We start from the raw sequence: 17,207 nt of genomic DNA, 5'->3' as shown, positions 1-17,207 counted from the left end.
CGTATTTGTTGGTCTTCCCCAGTCAACCTTCTTCCCTCCTTGCTTACCTGCCATTAGAATGGCAATGGTACCCTTACATAAAGGGTACCATTCTCTCTTTTCTTATTGAATTGTGTGGAAGAGTGACTCAAGATAAGAAGGTAATTCATCCTTGTGGACCTCTTCCATTTCACCTGTTCGACGCACCTTCACTTCCACAATTCCTTCATCTGCTTTTTTCCCGCACGCAATTCGTACAGGAAGTCCGAATAAATCAGAGTCTTTAAATTTTACGCCCGCCCGTTCCTTGCGGTCATCATATAATACATCAAATCCAGCCTTGCGGAGACTGGCATATAACTCGGTGCCCAATTCACTCTGTTCTGCTTTTTTCGCATTTAGTGTGAGAAGGTGGAGATCAAATGGCGCCACTGCTTTTGGCCATACAATGCCATTTTCATCGTGGTGCTGTTCAAGGATTGCAGCCACCGTTCTGCTTACTCCAATACCGTAACAGCCCATGATTAGCGGCTGGGTCTTTCCATTTTCATCTAAATACTCTGCCTTTAATGCTTCACTGTATTTAGTCCCAAGCTTAAAGACATGACCACTTCAATTCCCTTGGCAAACTTAATTGTTCCCTGGCCATCAGCTGAGGGATCTCCTTCTTGTATGAAACGCAGATCTCCAAAACCATCGACACGAAAATCACGTTCGATATTGGCATTGGTATAGTGCTTGTCTTCTTCATTGCCTCCGCAAAGGCTGTTCATCATTCCGGCCACCTCGTGGTCCGCAATAATTTGAATTCCCTCTTTCAGATCAATTGGACCAATGGAGCCTGGACGGCAGCCCGTATGCTGCAGTACCTGTTCCGGACTGGCCGATTCCACCTGTACAGTATCAAAATAACGGCCGACTTTTACATCGTTTACTTCCCGATCTCCCCGGCAGAGTACCAGCACTGGCTCGTCATCCACAAAAAACAGGACCGACTTTAAAATGTCTTTTGCCTCGATTCCAAGGCCGGCAGACAACTCCTCAATCGTTCTCATGTTCGGTGTGTCTATTTTTTCAAGAGGCTTCTCTTCCCCTCTTCTTTCCACGTTTGGTTTCGGTACTTCGGCAATCTCAATGTTTGCCGCATAGGAGGAAGAGTCAGAATAAGCGATCGTATCCTCTCCAACGTCTGACAACACCATAAATTCATGAGTGCCGCCTTTTCCTCCAATGGCGCCTGCATCAGCTTCTACTGCCCTGAAATCAAGGCCGCACCTGCTGAATATTTTTTCATAAGCCTCATACATTGCTTGATAGCTTTGATCAAGGCCTTCTTTTGAGGCATCAAAAGAATAAGCGTCTTTCATGATAAATTCTCGAGAACGAAGCACTCCAAAGCGCGGGCGCCGTTCGTCTCTATATTTGGTCTGGATTTGATAAAGGTTTACAGGGAGTTTTTTGTAAGAGTTCAACTCATCCCTTACTAGACTCGTAATCACTTCTTCATGGGTAGCCCCCAGTACAAAATCTCGCGTGTGGCGATCTTTGAGGCGCATAAGCTCTGGACCGTAATCATCTAATCTGCCAGATTCCTCCCACAGCTCTGCAGGCTGGATCGCAGGCATTAAAAGCTCCTGCCCGCCCGCTTCATCCATTTCTTCACGAATGATCTCTTCTACCTTGCGGAGCACCCTTTTTCCCAAAGGGAGATAGGAATAAATTCCAGCGGCATTTTGGCGGATTAAGCCAGCCCGGAGCATAAGCTGATGACTGGCTATATCTGCTCCAGCAGGGATGTCCCGCATGGTTGGACTAAATAACGACTGCTGTTTCATACATTAGTGCCTCTCTTTCTAACACCTTAATTTCTATAGGAAAAATTTGTTTATATCATTCCAGGTAACAACAAGCATGAGTAGAAACAATAAAGCAAAACCTACAAAATGAACAAGCCCCTCTTTTTGAGGATCCACAGGTTTGCCCCGTACCGCTTCAAATCCAATAAATAAAAGCCGGCCTCCGTCTAAAGCTGGAAGAGGCAGTAAATTAACAATGCCAAGGTTCACACTTAAGAGGGCCGCCCATTGGATTAGGAGAATTGTACCCATGGCTGCAGCTTCGCCAGTGTAATTGTAAATACCGACTGGGCCAGCGAGATAATCTAAAGAAAAATTACCAGTGACTATCATGCCTAAAACATCAAAGATTAATATTGTGACTTCATACACTTGAACGGCTCCAAATTGGATCGCTTCGATTGGGGAGTGTTCCGCTGGAGCATTTACTCCAATAAATCCTTCTTGCCGTTCTGTCATTTCATTATAATGGGAAGTGGTCACGACTGGAATGGAAAGAATTTCGCCATTTCTTTCAACCTGAAACACTACTTCTTCGTTTGGGTGTTCCTGGATCTGGGCAGTCATTTCCTCCCATGTATTCACTTCTTCTCCCCAATAGCTAATACCTGGTCTCCTGCCTCCAGCCCGTATTCGTTGGCAGGTCCGTCACCAGTCAGCTCTCCCAGTTCTGCCTGGTCATACTGAGGGACCCCGTTAATGAGGCCAAATAAGACGAGAAGGAAAAAGGCAAGCACAAAATTCATTGCTGGTCCAGCAAAAATTGCCAGTGCTTTTTGGCTTGGCTTCTTAGAACCAAACTGCCGGTCCCAAGGAGCTATTTGAGAGGCTTGTTCATCGACAACAAGCTCTGCTTTGTCATTTACCTTAAAGGTTTGCAGTTCTTCTTCCTCTCCGGTATAAGCTTGAATAATAAGATCATGTTCAAGGTCTGCTTTTTCTACAGAAACGACCTTTGCTTCCGGATGCTTCGATTTATTGTTAACAATGATTCGGCTGACTTCACCTACTTGGTTAAACACAAGCCCTACTTCATAGCCAGGCTTCAGCTGGACAAGCTCAGGATCTTCTCCCGCCATTCGCACAAATCCGCCTAACGGAAGCAACCGTATAGTGTAAACTGTCTCATTTTTCTTAAAAGAGAACAGCTTTGGCCCAAACCCAATGGCGAACTCCCTGCACAAAATCCCAGCACGTTTTGCAAAATATAAATGACCCCATTCATGCACGGCAACGAGAACACCAAATATTATAATTATGGCTATTAAAGTATTCACTTATTTCCCACCTTCAATTTAATCGTGTGCGCACGTACTCTCTTGTCTCTTGATCTACCTGCAAAATAGTATCTAATGAAGGATTCTTCAGGGCACTGTGACGATTCATTGCTTCTTCAATCACATCTTCAATTCCAAGAAAGGAAATGCTTTTTTGAAGGAATGCCTCCACTGCTACTTCATTTGCCGCATTCAATACCACAGGCATCGTGCCGCCTTCTTTCCCGGCGTCAAATGCATATTGAAGACATTTATAACGCTTGAAATCAGGCTGTTTAAAATCCAATGTCCCAGCTTCCCATAAGTTTAACCTTTTTGTATCTTTTAGTTCAAGTCTTTTCGGGTAAGACAAAGCATATTGAATAGCACTCTCATATCAGGGTCCCCAGCTGTGCCAGTACGCTTCCATCCTGGTATTCAACCAGGGAGTGAATAATGCTTTCACGATGAAGGAGGACTTCAATCTGCTCATAGGGAATTCCAAAGAGCCAATGGCTTCAATCACTTCCAGCCCCTTATTCATCATTGTGGCTGAGTCTATGGTGATCTTTGCCCCCATTGACCAATTTGGATGGTTTAACGCATCTTCCACTGTCACCCCATTGAGCTCCTTCCTGCTCAAATCACGAAAGCTTCCTCCAGAGGCAGTAAGGATTAAGCGGCTGACTTCATCTGTTTGACTTCCTTCCAGGCACTGAAAGATGGCCGAGTGTTCACTATCCACAGGCAGAACTTGTACATTATTTTCTTTGGCTTTTTCCATAACAATGTGTCCTGCTGTAACCAAGGTCTCTTTGTTGGCTATCCCAATAACTTTCCCTGCCTCAATAGCCGCCAGCGTGGGTTCAAGCCCCACGCTTCCAAGCACCGCATTCATTAAGAAATCAGCTTTAGGATGAACTGCGACTTCTTTTAATCCTTCACCTCCATAAACTACATTTGTTCCTGCAGCACCTCAGCCTAATTTTTCCGCATCCTTTTCCTCTGCCACTGACACGGTCTCTGGTTTAAACTCATTGATTTGTGTAATGGCAAGCTTCGTATTACGACCGGCTGACATAGATATCAATGAAAATTTATCAGGGTGTGTCCGAATAATGTCTAAAGTCTGGGTACCGATGGATCCTGTGGAACCGAGCAGTGCAATATGTTTCATTTTACGTTCACCTTTCTCTTCCTATCACCAAAGTTTTAAAATCATTGCTGCTTCGTTATGTACAACTTCCTCCTCACCCTAAAAATTGCAAAAGGTGTAATATTGGCATAACAAATATCAAGCTGTCAAAGCGGTCTAATATCCCTCCGTGACCCGGCAGGACATTCCCAGAATCCTTCACAGCATAGTGCCTTTTTAAAGCTGACTCTACTAAGTCTCCAAGCTGTCCAAAAATAGAGGTGACAACAAGGAGCCCAGTCAGGTGGAGAACTGAATCAAAGATCGGAAAGAAAGAGTGAAAGATAAAGCCTACAACAAAGGCTGCGACGATTCCTCCAACAGACCCTTCCACTGTTTTCTTTGGGCTGATATGTGGAGAGAGCTTTTTTCTTCCCCATTTCCGACCAACAAAGTAAGCCCCTGAATCAGTAGACCAGATAGCAAACAGTATTAAAAAGACAACTTGCAGCCCCACTTCCGGAATCTCTCTTGAAGTAATCAAGTAATGAAAGCCGTAGCCCACGTAAACTGACGATAAGATCGCAAACCCGACTTCATCAAACGTAAACGAGTTCTTCGTGACAACTGTCAAGGCAAGCAAAAGAAGGATCATAAAGATAAAAATCTCCGTTTTGCTTACATGATCCAAAAAAGCCACATCAAGCCACCCCGGGGGGACAAGAAGCACCCACATAAGGGCAAGGCTTCCCAAACCTTTTACTGATAACGGCCGTATTCTTCTCATCTTTAACAGCTCTATCATAGCTACCGAGGCTACAAGTGCTATAAATAAAGTAAAAGTCGTTCCTCCAATAATTACTGCGGTTAAAAATACGATTGCTCCTAAAAACCCTGTTACAACCCTTTGTTTCATTGGGATATCCTCCCTTTAAACACCGCCGTAGCGCCGTTTCCTTTTTTGGTATACTCTGATGGCTTCCACTAAATCTTCTTCTGAAAAGTCAGGCCAAAGAACATTTGTAAACCAAAATTCGCTATAAGCAACCTGCCATAACATGAAATTACTTAACCTGATTTCTCCGCTGGTTCGAATGAGGAGATCCGGGTCTGGCAATTTGCTGCTAAGAAGAAATTGGGAAAGGTAGTTTTCATCAATATCTTCTATGCTTTGTTTTCCTTCCTGTACTTCCCTGCACGCTTCTTTCACCATCCGTATCATTTCATGCCTGCTACCATAGTTCAAGGCTAGATTTAAAACCAGTCCATTGTTTTCCTTTGTTTCTTCCACTGCTTTTTTTACCGCGTCAATCGTATAGGAAGGAAGCCCATCTAATGTTCCCATGATCGTTACTCTTACATTGTTTTCTTTCAGTGACGGCAGCTCTTTATGAAGAAACTTTTCAGGCAAGCGCATAAGAAAGTCCACTTCCGCTTTTGGACGTTTCCAGTTTTCAGTAGAAAATGCATACAGTGTTAAATACTTGATTCCTATATGGTTCGCTTCCCTGACAACCTTGTTAATAACCTTCATACCTTCTCTGTGCCCAGCTATGCGCGGTAGCCCCTTTTGTTTTGCCCAGCGGCCATTTCCATCCATTATGATAGCAATATGAGCAGGAAGGTTTTCTTTCTCGCCGACAAAAGCTTCTTCATGTTTGGCAGCTGTCTCCTCTTTTTTTATAAACCTTTCAAGCATAAGGACACCAGCCTTTATGTTATCTAAAATTGAACTTCTATCTTAGCCCTTACTTATTATAATATATTCTATTTCGATTACCTTACATTCTTTCAAATTCGCCTACAAAAAACCCTCCCGGTAAGAAGAGGGTTTATTAGCATGATCCTATTGTAACTTGAATACACTTAAACTTCCATAATTTCTTGCTCTTTAACCTCTGCTGCCTGATCAATCGCTTTGATTTGTTTGTCAGTTACCTTCTGAACCTCATCCTGACTGCGGCGAAGGTCATCCTCAGTGATTTCTCCGTCTTTTTGCTGTTTTTTCAATTCATCATTGGCATCACGGCGAATATTACGGACCCCTACACGCGCCTCTTCGGCATATTTTTTTACAAGCTTGACTAAATCTCTGCGACGCTCTTCTGTCAGCGGCGGAACGGTAATTCTGATTACATTTCCGTCATTGTTAGGAGAAAGTCCTAAATCAGCTTTTTGAATTCCTTTTTCAAGATCACCGATGGCAGATTTATCAAATGGGGTAATAAGCAACAGGCGAGCTTCTGGTACTGTGATTGTCGCCAGCTGGTTTAATGGAGTTGGAGCGCCATAATAGTCAACCATTACTTTATCAAGCATAGAAGGTTGGCACGTCCAGCTCTTAGTGTCGCAAGCTCCCGGTGGTAAGCTTCAACCGTTTTTTCCATACGTGCATCTAAATTTTTTGTAACATCATTAGCCATTATTTGTTCCCCCTAATGACTGTCCCGATTTTTTCACCAAGGACAGCTTTTTTAATATTTCCTTCTTCCATGATCGAAAAAACAAGCAGCGGGATATCGTTATCCATGCAAAGGGTAGAAGCAGTAGAATCCATCACACCAAGACCGCCATTTAAAAGGTCAAGGTATGTAAGCTCCTGATATTTCTTGGCGTCTTCGTTTACTGATGGATCAGAATCATATACACCGTCAACTTTGTTCTTAGCCATTAAAATAACTTCTGCTTCAATTTCAGCAGCTCTGAGGGCAGCTGTCGTGTCAGTTGAGAAGTAAGGGTTTCCTGTACCCGCAGCAAAAATAACTACTCGCTTTTTCTCCAGGTGCCGTATTGCTTTCCGGCGTATGTATGGCTCTGCAACCTGGCGCATTTCAATGGACGTCTGAACTCTTGTTTCTACTTCAATGTCTTCCAGGCCGTCCTGAAGAGCAAGAGAATTCATCACAGTAGCAAGCATACCCATATAATCGGCAGTTGCCCTGTCCATTCCTTTGGAGCTTCCAGCCATTCCTCTCCAAATATTCCCACCGCCGACGACAACAACTACCTCTGTACCTAATTCTACAATTTCTTTTATCTGTGAAGCAATAGATTGAATGACCGTTGGGTCAATTCCATACCCTAAATCTCCTGCAAGAGCTTCACCGCTCAATTTTAAAACCACTCGGTTATACTTACTCATGTTAAACCCCCAGTATCAGCCTTGGTGACGTGCTTTCCTTTTAAAATTCAACTGCGAATCGCTAATCGATAACAGCTTGGGCTGCAAAAATAGGGAACACAAAGGTGTTCCCCTTAAAAATTATTTTTTCACTTGAGACATTACTTCTTCAGCAAAGTTATCTTCACGCTTTTCAAGTCCTTCTCCAACTTCGTAACGGATAAAGGTCTTCACAGAAGCGCCTTTGCTTTCAACGTATTTTTTCACTTTCTGGTCGCCATCTTTAACGAATGGCTGTTCTAAAAGACATACTTGTTCAAAGAACTTCCCAAGGCGTCCTTCAACCATTTTTTCAACAATGTTTTCAGGTTTTCCTTCGTTTAGCGCTTGCTGCTTAAGAACTTCACGCTCACGCTCAGTTTCTTCTGCAGGTACTTCGTCACGGGAAACGTAGGTTGGGTTAATAGCTGCTACGTGCATAGCTACATCCTTGGCTGCCTGCTCGTCCGTTGTACCTTCAAGAAGGGAAAGAACACCAATACGTCCGCCCATGTGAAGGTAAGCACCGAAAGCAGCGTCGTCATCTTTTGTAAGAACAGTAAAGCGGCGCAAAGAAATCTTTTCACCAATCTTTGCGATTTGGTCATTGATGTAAGACTCTAAAGTAGAACCTTGCTCAATTTCCTGGCCTAATGCTTCTTCAACATTTGCAGGTTCCTTTGCAAGCAAATGAGTAGCTACTTTACTTACTAAGTTTTTAAAGTTTTCGTTTTTAGCGACAAAGTCTGTTTCTGCATTGATCTCCAGAATCACTGCTTTGTTCCCGTCAACCTCGACAGAAGTAAGTCCCTCTGCAGCTACGCGGTCAGCTTTTTTCTGAGCTTTCGCGATTCCTTTTTCACGAAGGTAATCTACTGCTTTCTCCATGTCACCGTCCGTTTCAGTCAATGCTTTTTTGCAGTCCATCATACCTGCACCAGTTTTTTCACGAAGTTCTTTAACCATGCTAGCTGTAATTGCCATATGTCAATTCCTCCTAAACAAATTTAATATCTTCTTTTACTCCCTGATACAGACAGCAATTCAAGGAATTACCACTTAATCAAGGCAAAAAAAACCATTTAATCAGGATAAAAAAGGTGATAAAGGGCTTTACCCTTTACCACCCTTGATCCGTTCATTCATGTAGTTTCTCCAAGACTGGCCTTGCTTATTGATTACTTGAAACCGTTTCCTCTTCCTCTTCTTGAGGAGCTTGCTCCTGCTCAGGCTCTTGGTTGTTTTGTGTTGCTTCCACAACTGCATCAGCCATTTTGGAAGTAAGAAGACGAACCGCACGGATCGCGTCATCATTACCAGGAATCACGTAATCAATTTCGTCAGGGTCACAGTTTGTATCAACAATGGAGATGATAGGGATATTTAACTTATGAGCTTCTGCAATAGCAATGCGCTCTTTTCTAGGATCGATAATGAAAATAGCGTCAGGAAGCTGATTCATTTCTTTAATTCCGCCAAGAAATTTCTCAAGACGGTCTAATTCTTTTTTCAAAAGCATAACTTCTTTTTTAGGAAGTACATCAAACGTACCGTCTTCCTGCATTTTTTCAATATCCTTCAAGCGTGCAATACGCTTACGGATGGTAGCAAAGTTTGTCAATGTTCCACCTAACCAGCGTTGGTTAATGTAGTACATTCCACAGCGAAGAGCTTCTTCACGTACTGAATCTTGAGCTTGCTTCTTTGTGCCGACGAAAAGGACTTTCCCTCCGTCTGCTGCTACGTCACGTACGTAGTTGTAAGCTTCCTCAACTTTTTCACTGTCTTTTGCAAATCGATGATATAAATCCCGTTACGCTCAGTGAAAATGTAACGGCTCATCTTCGGGTTCCAGCGGCGAGTTTGATGTCCAAAATGCACACCAGCCTCAAGCAACTGTTTCATTGAAATAACTCCCATGATATAAATCCTCCTTAAGGTTTTTAATTCCTCCGTTTGCCTCATCTTAAAACAAAACTGTAAATAACAGCACCCTTGTTCAAATCCACAAACGTGTGTGATTAACACCGTTGTATAATATACCACATCCTGCTTCAGAATGGCAAGGGAGGGAAGCAGGAATTACTTATAAAATTTTAAGAGAAGTTCTACTTCTCCTTTCCCTATATCCAGTTCTTTAGCTATTTCATCTCTGTCCAGCCCTTTTGAAAACAGCGAAAGTGCTTTTGCTGCGGGAGATTGAACCACTTTATCCTTTTGATTAGGAATGTAAGGCATTCCCATTTCCTTATGAAATGAATCATGGTCAGGTCGAGAGCTTTCAATTCTTTTACTGTCCTTTTCGTTGTTTCCAGCTTTCCTGTTTCCAGGATCATGATGAGTCGCATCACTTCGTGGGGTCTTTTGTTCTAGTTCTTTTAATAATCGCTCATTGTCTTCTTTCATTTCAGCTGTGTAAGCTACCAGTAAATCTTCTATCTCAGAAGTAAGCCTGTGAGAATCCTTTAAAATCCCTGCTTCCTTTTGCCACCTTCTATAAAAATAAGGATAATATAGAAGGAAAGTAAATGAAGGGACAAGCTTATACAAATTAAGAAATATATCATTATTTCACCTTGTTTTTTAGTTTCGATTTTACGCATCGACCTTTAGTATAAAAATTCCTACTTCGGATGGGGACTGCACATGCTTCTTTCATCTCAGCTATTCTATCAGACCTTGTCCATCACTTCTCTTTTTTTTGAAGAATCTGTTTCAATCGCAAAATCGCTTTAGAATGAATTTGTGAAATTCTTGAAGTTGATAAGTTAAGTACTTGCCCGATTTCAGTGAGAGTAAGTTCTTCATAGTAAAAGAGGCTGACGACCACTTTTTCCCTTTCATTTAACTGATCGATCATAGTAGCCAGCTCTTTAAACGTATCTTTCTTTACTGTCTCCTCCTCAGGAGTGATCGCAGTGGTATCAATCAAGTTTGCACGATATGTTTCTTCTTTTTCATACTCCTGGGATTCCTCATCAATAGACAGGATATTGGCAAAAAAGGTTTCGGATACAATTCTTTGAACCTCATGCTTGTCCATGCCAAGCTCCTCGCTTATCTCTTCTTCCGTAACAAAGCGGCCGTATTGTTGTTCCAGGCGTTCCACCGACTCTTCAATTTTTTTGGCTTTTTCCCGCATAGTCCTTGGAAGCCAGTCCTCCTGGCGAAGTCCATCAATAATAGCCCCTCTTATCCGAAAAGAAGCATAGGTGTCAAATTTCAATTCTCTGGAGTAATCAAATTTATTGATAGCATCAAAGAGTCCCATTAGACCGTGGCTCATGACTTCTTCTCGATTAACATTGCGGGGCAGTCCGGCGGAAATACGGCCACGTGATATCTCACAAGGGGGAGATATGCCTCAACTAATTGATCTGCCGCTTCTGTGTTTTTATCGTTTCCCCACTTTTCCCACAAATCTTTGTAATTGCCAGCTGTTACATTTGTCATTAAAGCTCCCCCTTTTTATGCTCGTAAATCCTGGTCTCTTTTCAAAGGACTATATGATTTTCTCTTCTGCATTCACTGTTCGAATGCTTAAATGAGAAGTAGCTGGATCAAACAGTACGGTCCGGCCGCTTTTTCCCCCTGTATCTTCTGCAGCCAGAAAAATGTGCATCTTTTTTAAGGTCTCCTTGACCGCTTCCACGTTCCTCGGACCTATTCTAAGAGCAGAGCTTGCTGCCTCAAACATTTGAGCCCCTCCTGCAATCTTTGCCTTCACCTTATTCCTTCTGGCTCCATGATAAATGAGCAGTGAGTACAGGTCTTCTATAGCTGAATCTGCATACTTCGCTCGATTACATTCTCCCGAAGCATGCAGACGGGAGGAAGGAAGCATAATGTGGGCCATACCAGCTGCTTTTGCTTCTTCGTCGTACAAGACTACACTCACACAAGATCCAAGCCCTGAGGTTTGAATGAGTTGAGGAGCAATGGCAATATTAAGGTCTGCCATCCATACTTTTACAATATTTACCTGTCCGATACGGGAACTCATTGGTCTTTGACTCCTAAAGATTGAAAAAGGCGGACAAACGTCTCTGGATCAGGTAGTAAGAAGAAATGGCCTCCAGTACTTTGGTGGCTGCTATCTTTCTTTTTTAAGACCGTACTCATGACCAGGCATATTCTCCAACCTCAGACCATTCTAGTAAGCCATGTTCCAATATTGCCCCTGCCATATCAATGGCCAGGGAAGGGACGGAATGCTGTATCCTGACGTGCAAAAACTCTGATAAATTTGTAAGATAAGAGCCTGCCAGAATATTCCCGACCTCCTGTAAAGAAGAGACAGCCAGCGGGTCATGTTGTATATCTGTGATACGTTCAACATAAGTTCCTGTAAGATCAAAGATGAAGGCTCTTGCCTCCTGTTCCGGGAGCATAAAAAACATGTTTCCCTTTGCTTCTCCTGTAAGTCTGAAAAATACGGAGGCCATCACTTTTTCCGCCCCGCCTATGTGGTTCGGAATGTCCCGAAAAGGCATAACCACTGCCTCAGGAACATTCATCTCGATCTCTTCTTTTGTAAGCTTTGATAGCGACGTAGCAGCATTTCCTGCCCCAATGTTTGCTGCCTCTTTTAAAATATCCAAATGATAGCTTTGAATAAGGTCCATATGCGTTTTCCTTCCCTTATGAAAAATCTTTTTCGATGTAGCGGCGAATGCTCTTACTCATATTAAAAAGGGGGACCACTTCATCTATCTGACCTGTTTGTGCCGCCGCTTTAGGCATTCCAAATACTGTGGAGGTGCCTTCTGATTCCGCGAGGGCTATATTGCTCTTCTTTTCCTTAAGCTTTTGGATCCCGACCGCCCCATCAGCTCCCATCCCGGTCATGATCACAGCTACGACAGAGTATCCTGCAATGTCAGCCAGAGATGTAAACAATGTATCAACTGATGGTTTATGGTTATTATGAGGGGGAGTGTCCAGCAGATTTAACACTAGGGCTTCTCCCGAGTTTTTTACGGTTACATGTTTTCCTCCAGGAGCAATGTACGCTACTCCATTTCTGGCTACTTCCCCATCTTCCGCCTCTTTTACGGTAAGCTCTGACATGTCGTTCAGCCTTTTTGCTAATGACTGAGTGAAACCCGCCGGCATGTGCTGCACAATAAGTAAAGGTGCTGCCAGCGTTCCAGGCAGATCAGAAAAAAGCTGCTGAAGAGCCCGCGGCCCCCCTGTAGAGGTTCCAATTGCAATGACTTTTTTCTTTAGCATTAGGTTAGATGGATGAAGAGGAGGAGTACTTCTCGTGATTTCAACTTTCTTTTCCTTGGTAAGTATTAATTGATGAAAAGCCTCGGAAGCGATTTTAATTTTCTCTATCAACTCTTTCCTGACAAGGTCGAAGTCAAGGGAAATTGGCCCCGAGGGCTTGGCTACAAAATCAACTGCTCCTAACTCCATGGCAGCAATCGTTTGCAGTGCTCCTTGCTGAGTTGCGCTGCTGACCATAACCACAGGATGAGGAGACTCTTCCATAATTTCCTTTAAGGTGTCAAGCCCATTTTTTTGGGGCATTTCCACATCTAGTGTAATCACGTTTACCTTTACATACCTTAGCTTTTCTATCGCCTCTGCTCCATTTCTGGCAGTAGCTGCTACAGTCATATCTTCATTCCTGTTTATAGCGTCGGAGATAACCTTTCGCATAAAAGCTGAATCATCTACGACAAGTACGCGGATCATGCTTTCAGGCCCCTTTCTATGACGGTGAAGACATAAAACCTTTTAATTTGGATATAAAAGAGTAAAAAGGTTTTCTCGGCTCTCGTTCTGACTCATCAAGGTATTTATTGCAAGCATTTCTTATCGCTCCGGTAACTTTTGCTCGTGGAAAAGCTAAAGAATAAGGGATCTGTTTATAAACTGCTTTTCGAACGGCATCATCATCAGGAAGTAAGCCCAGAACATTCAGTTCTTTATGTAAAAACCTTTTGCTGACCTTTTGAAGATTTTCTCCGGCCTTTTTCCCCTCACTGAGATAGAAGGCCCGGTTTACAATCAAAAAAAGCGGCAGATTTTGATCACAAGCAGTTATATGCTTTATCATTGAGTAGGCATCTGTAATTGACGTTGGCTCTGGTGTAGTAACTAAAAAAACTTCATGGGAGGCAAGGACCAATTGCATGCTGTTCTTTGATACACCTGCTCCAAGGTCAAAAATAATATAATCAAAGTGGCCATTAAGCATTTCTATCTGATGTAGGAATCTCTTTTTCTTCCCCTCTGTTAGAGAAAAAATATCTGACAGACCTGACCCCCCGGCAGCAAAATAAACACCTGAAGGACCCTCGTTGATAATATCCCACACTGACAGTTCTCTTTCGATCATATCTCTTACGTTAAAAGCAGCATGTGTACCGAGCAAGATGTCTACATTGGCCATTCCGATATCCATATCGAAAAGAACCACTTTTTTCCCTTTTTGCGCCAGGGCGATTGAGAAGTTGACAGACACGTTCGTTTTCCCGACTCCCCCTTTGCCGCTGACTACCGAAATAATGTGAGTTTCTCTTCTTTCTGCTCTGCTGTTCATCAACTTACGCAGACTTTCTGCCTGGTCATTCATGATCGTTTTCCTCAAATAGTAATTCGGCTACCAGTCTGGTATCAGCCACGTCCAGATCTTCCGGTACGTTTTGCCCCTTTGTGAGAAAAGCAGCTCCAATGCCGGTTGTTTTCATCAGGTTTATCATTGGTCCGCAAATGGAGGTTTCGTCAGTCTTTGTAAATATAAATTGATCGATGGACAGCGAGGAAAACTGTTGAAAAATGTTTTTCATGTCTGTGTATTTAGAGGTTAATGACAATACCAGGCAGGTTTTTGTTTCTTCATTTAAAGAGATGATCGTTTTCAGTTCCTCTATATTCAGTTTGTTGTAATAGTTTCTTCCGGCCGTATCAACAAGCACGGTGTCATATTGTTCGAAACTTTCCAGTGCCTTGTGGTAATCTTCCTTGCTGTACACGACTTCGATGGGGATTTGTAGTATACTGGCGTATGTTTTCAGCTGTTCAACCGCCCCGATTCGGTACGTATCAGCAGTCAGGAGAGCTACTTTTTTCTTTTCATAAATATGTTGGCGGGCAGCAATTTTGGCTATCGTCGTGGTTTTCCCTACCCCTGTCGGACCGACAAAGGTAATGACTTCTCTGCCGGATGGTTCTTTTCCTGAAGAAAGGGTGCTAAGTGATTTTTCTAAGGAAGCCTTCGCCCAATCCTTGACTTTTTCTTCTTCTATTTTCTCGGTGTCACCCGATTCTTTCACCCTTTTTACAAGTGAAGCCAGAATCTCTTTTTGAAGTCCGGCCTCTACTTCCTGTTCTGTCAATTGTGTTTGAATGAGTCGTAAGGCAGGATGCAGAACAGAGGTTTTTTCCAGTTCAGCATCAGCGGTTAATTCCTTAACCATTTCCTTAATTTCCTTCATCTCTTCTTGAATTTCAGTGGAAGAATAATTGAAGTGAGACTGTTTGTGAGGCTCCTTTTCCTGTCTTGTTTGAGAGGGCTTCACCGTATCTTTTCTTTTAAACACCATCTCTTCATCAACCGCAGCAATTACCTCTAATGTTTTTTTTGAGAACAGGCCAAAAATCCCCGGGCTTTGAATCGATTTCGAGCGAAGAATGACAGCCTGTTCGCCAAGCTCTCCCTTAATTTTTTTCATTGCTTCCGGCATGTCCTTAGCAATAAACCTTTGCACTTTCATTATGTTTTCACCACTCCTACGCTTTGCACCTCAACGTGAGGCTCGAGCTCATTATAAGAAAGGACAAATACCTGAGGAAAATACCTTTCAATTAATTGACGTACATGCATGCGAACAGCCGGAGAACAAAGCAGTATTGGAGTATGGCCCATTTGTGCCAAACGGTCAGCTTCAGAAGCTGCCGCTTCAATAATCGGCTGAGAGTCCTGTGGATTCATCGATAGGAAGTTCCCATGCTCAGTCTGCTTGATGTTGTCCACAATTGCTTTTTCCACGCCTCCGCTCAAGGTAATGACACACAATGGTTCCCCTTCCACCGCAAATTGTTTAGTGATTTGCCTTGCCAGTGCCTGGCGGACATATTCTGTTACTAAATCCATATCTTTTGTCATCTGTCCATACTCAGACATTGTTTCAAAAATGACAGGAAGGTTTCTGATTGACATTTTTTCTTTTAGAAGGTTTGTTAACACTTTTTGAATCTCTCCCAAAGATAATGGGTTGGGCGTGACTTCCTCTACAAGAGTCGGATAGGTTTCCTTTAAATGGTCAACCAGCTGCTTTGTTTCTTCACGTCCAAGAAGTTCATGTGCATGTGCTTTAATGACCTCGGTCAAATGAGTGGATACCACAGAGGGAGGATCTACCACTGTGTAGCCTGAAAGCTCTGCCTGCTCTTTCATTTCTTCTCCTATCCACAAAGCAGGAAGACCAAAAGCAGGCTCTACCGTTTCAATTCCTGACACTGCTTCATCTTCAACTCCAGGACTCATAGCCATATAATGATCCAGAAGAAGTTCACCCCTGGCTATTTCATAACTTTTAATCTTAATGACATATTCGTTTGGCTGCAGTTGGATATTGTCTCTGATTCTAATCACTGGCACCACCATGCCAAGTTCTAATGCCAGCTGGCGCCGGATCATGACGACCCTGTCCAGCAGGTCTCCTCCTTGATTAGCATCAGCAAGGGGAATCAGGCCATAACCAAATTCAAATTCAATAGGGTCAATGGTCAGAAGACTTACGACATTTTCCGGGGATTTCATATCCTCACTTTCACCGTTATCCTCTTCCTCTTTCTCATCTTCGGAGAGACTGCCGGTATCTGTGTTTCTTAATAAGAAACCTCCTGCTGCCAACACACCAGCCATTGCTGAAGTAAGAAGAAAGTTAATCGGTGTAAACACTCCGAGAAAAAATACGGTTGCCCCTGCTACATACAACATTTTCGGGTGAGAGGAAAGCTGTTTTGTAACATCATGACTCAGGTTCCCTTCTGAAGCTGCCCTGGTAACCACAATTCCTGTAGCTGTTGAAATAAGAAGAGCTGGAATCTGGCTGACTAGTCCATCTCCTACAGTAAGGAGAGTGAACGTTCCCGCTGCTGTGCCCAGGTCCATTCCCAGCTGCATCATACCAATGACAAGGCCAAAAATGATATTAATAATAACAATCACTATACCGGCTATCGCATCCCCTTTTACAAATTTACTTGCCCCGTCCATGGATCCGTAAAAGTCAGCTTCTTTTTCTATCTTTTCTCGTCTTTTCTTAGCTTCCTGGTCTGAAATCATCCCTGCATTCAAGTCAGCATCTATGCTCATTTGTTTCCCGGGCATAGCATCCAAAGTAAATCTGGCCCCTACCTCTGAAACTCTTTCTGAGCCCTTTACAATGACTACAAATTGTATAATTACCAAGATTAGAAACACTACAAACCTACGAGAGGGTTCCTCCAACAACAAACTGCCCAAAGGTATCTATGACATTTCCAGCTTCGGCATTTCCGAGTATAGAACGGGTGGTGGAAACATTTAAACCGAGCCTAAATAAAGTAACCAATAATAATAGAGTTGGAAAAATGGAAAACTCAAGAGGTTCCTTTGTATTCATGGCCACAAGAATAATGACCAGAGCAAGAGAGATATTGGTAATAATCAAAATATCAAGGATGGGGTCGGTAAGGGAATAATTAACATGATAACAATCAAAATAACCCTACCAGTACTATTAAATCTCTTGCTCTCATAACAAATCTCCTCTTTCTTCAGCCGGTTCGGTGTGCTCTTGTTTTTATCTCTGCAGTAAACT

General features: G+C 42.9%; 10 protein-coding genes and 7 pseudogenes. All 17 read right to left on the bottom strand.

Annotation, left to right across the window (positions count from 1 at the left end; genetic code table 11):
- Nucleotides 1-102: 102 nt before the first annotated feature.
- Nucleotides 103-1,814: pseudogene (locus JCM19033_RS03915) on the bottom strand (proline--tRNA ligase).
- A gap of 33 nt (nucleotides 1,815-1,847) precedes the next feature.
- A pseudogene (gene rseP / locus JCM19033_RS03910) lies at nucleotides 1,848-3,112 on the bottom strand (RIP metalloprotease RseP).
- 13 nt (nucleotides 3,113-3,125) lie between these two features.
- A pseudogene (locus tag JCM19033_RS03905) lies at nucleotides 3,126-4,268 on the bottom strand (1-deoxy-D-xylulose-5-phosphate reductoisomerase).
- 73 nt (nucleotides 4,269-4,341) lie between these two features.
- The gene (locus JCM19033_RS03900) at nucleotides 4,342-5,142 is read right to left on the bottom strand and encodes a phosphatidate cytidylyltransferase (RefSeq protein WP_054635328.1); all 801 of its coding nucleotides are present in this window, start codon (nucleotides 5,140-5,142) and stop codon (nucleotides 4,342-4,344) included.
- Between the two features lie 15 nt (nucleotides 5,143-5,157).
- A complete protein-coding gene (locus JCM19033_RS03895; RefSeq protein WP_054635327.1) occupies nucleotides 5,158-5,925 on the bottom strand; it encodes an isoprenyl transferase in 768 nt (255 codons plus the stop codon).
- A gap of 167 nt (nucleotides 5,926-6,092) precedes the next feature.
- Nucleotides 6,093-6,649: pseudogene (frr, locus tag JCM19033_RS03890) on the bottom strand (ribosome recycling factor).
- Nucleotides 6,649-7,368 carry a UMP kinase gene (pyrH, locus tag JCM19033_RS03885; RefSeq protein WP_054635326.1) on the bottom strand — a complete coding sequence of 240 codons (720 nt, stop codon included), beginning with the start codon at nucleotides 7,366-7,368 and terminating at the stop codon, nucleotides 6,649-6,651. Before pyrH ends, frr begins: the two are co-directional and overlap by 1 nt.
- Before the next feature lie 120 nt (nucleotides 7,369-7,488).
- Nucleotides 7,489-8,370 carry a translation elongation factor Ts gene (tsf, locus tag JCM19033_RS03880; RefSeq protein WP_054635325.1) on the bottom strand — a complete coding sequence of 294 codons (882 nt, stop codon included), beginning with the start codon at nucleotides 8,368-8,370 and terminating at the stop codon, nucleotides 7,489-7,491.
- Nucleotides 8,371-8,557: 187 nt separating this feature from the next.
- Nucleotides 8,558-9,306, bottom strand: a pseudogene (gene rpsB / locus JCM19033_RS03875) (30S ribosomal protein S2).
- 162 nt (nucleotides 9,307-9,468) lie between these two features.
- Complete coding sequence (locus tag JCM19033_RS03870) at nucleotides 9,469-9,936, bottom strand: DUF6115 domain-containing protein (RefSeq protein ID WP_054635323.1); 468 nt, start codon at nucleotides 9,934-9,936, stop codon at nucleotides 9,469-9,471.
- Nucleotides 9,937-10,072: 136 nt separating this feature from the next.
- Nucleotides 10,073-10,839 (bottom strand): annotated as a pseudogene (locus JCM19033_RS03865) (FliA/WhiG family RNA polymerase sigma factor).
- Nucleotides 10,840-10,888: 49 nt separating this feature from the next.
- A complete protein-coding gene (locus JCM19033_RS03860; RefSeq protein ID WP_054635322.1) occupies nucleotides 10,889-11,389 on the bottom strand; it encodes a chemotaxis protein CheD in 501 nt (166 codons plus the stop codon).
- A 115-nt stretch (nucleotides 11,390-11,504) separates the two neighbouring features.
- Nucleotides 11,505-12,011: a chemotaxis protein CheC gene (locus tag JCM19033_RS03855; RefSeq protein WP_269757950.1), complete on the bottom strand. Its 507-nt coding sequence runs from the start codon at nucleotides 12,009-12,011 to the stop codon at nucleotides 11,505-11,507.
- A 16-nt stretch (nucleotides 12,012-12,027) separates the two neighbouring features.
- Nucleotides 12,028-13,089, bottom strand: coding sequence for a chemotaxis response regulator protein-glutamate methylesterase (locus JCM19033_RS03850; protein WP_054635321.1), 1,062 nt, complete (start codon nucleotides 13,087-13,089; stop codon nucleotides 12,028-12,030).
- A gap of 16 nt (nucleotides 13,090-13,105) precedes the next feature.
- Nucleotides 13,106-13,972: a MinD/ParA family protein gene (locus tag JCM19033_RS03845; RefSeq protein WP_054635320.1), complete on the bottom strand. Its 867-nt coding sequence runs from the start codon at nucleotides 13,970-13,972 to the stop codon at nucleotides 13,106-13,108.
- Nucleotides 13,965-15,113: a flagellar biosynthesis protein FlhF gene (flhF, locus tag JCM19033_RS03840; RefSeq protein ID WP_054635319.1), complete on the bottom strand. Its 1,149-nt coding sequence runs from the start codon at nucleotides 15,111-15,113 to the stop codon at nucleotides 13,965-13,967. The genes JCM19033_RS03845 and flhF overlap by 8 nt, the downstream gene beginning before the upstream one ends.
- Nucleotides 15,113-17,145 (bottom strand): annotated as a pseudogene (gene flhA, locus JCM19033_RS03835) (flagellar biosynthesis protein FlhA). Before flhA ends, flhF begins: the two are co-directional and overlap by 1 nt.
- Nucleotides 17,146-17,207: the final 62 nt, after the last annotated feature.

The sequence above is a fragment of the Thalassobacillus sp. C254 genome (assembly GCF_001310615.1).
This window is presented reverse-complemented; position numbering and strand designations above follow the sequence as displayed.

Excerpts from the sequence above, each read along its gene's own strand:
- JCM19033_RS03900 (WP_054635328.1), bottom strand. The coding sequence starts at position 5,142 with ATGAAACAAAGGGTTGTAACAGGGTTTTTAGGAGCAATCGTATTTTTA.
- JCM19033_RS03895 (WP_054635327.1), bottom strand. The coding sequence starts at position 5,925 with ATGCTTGAAAGGTTTATAAAAAAAGAGGAGACAGCTGCCAAACATGAA.
- pyrH (WP_054635326.1), bottom strand. The coding sequence starts at position 7,368 with ATGAGTAAGTATAACCGAGTGGTTTTAAAATTGAGCGGTGAAGCTCTT.
- tsf (WP_054635325.1), bottom strand. The coding sequence starts at position 8,370 with ATGGCAATTACAGCTAGCATGGTTAAAGAACTTCGTGAAAAAACTGGT.
- JCM19033_RS03860 (WP_054635322.1), bottom strand. The coding sequence starts at position 11,389 with ATGAGTTCCCGTATCGGACAGGTAAATATTGTAAAAGTATGGATGGCA.
- JCM19033_RS03855 (WP_269757950.1), bottom strand. The coding sequence starts at position 12,011 with ATGGACCTTATTCAAAGCTATCATTTGGATATTTTAAAAGAGGCAGCA.
- JCM19033_RS03850 (WP_054635321.1), bottom strand. The coding sequence starts at position 13,089 with ATGATCCGCGTACTTGTCGTAGATGATTCAGCTTTTATGCGAAAGGTT.
- JCM19033_RS03845 (WP_054635320.1), bottom strand. The coding sequence starts at position 13,972 with ATGAATGACCAGGCAGAAAGTCTGCGTAAGTTGATGAACAGCAGAGCA.
- flhF (WP_054635319.1), bottom strand. The coding sequence starts at position 15,113 with ATGAAAGTGCAAAGGTTTATTGCTAAGGACATGCCGGAAGCAATGAAA.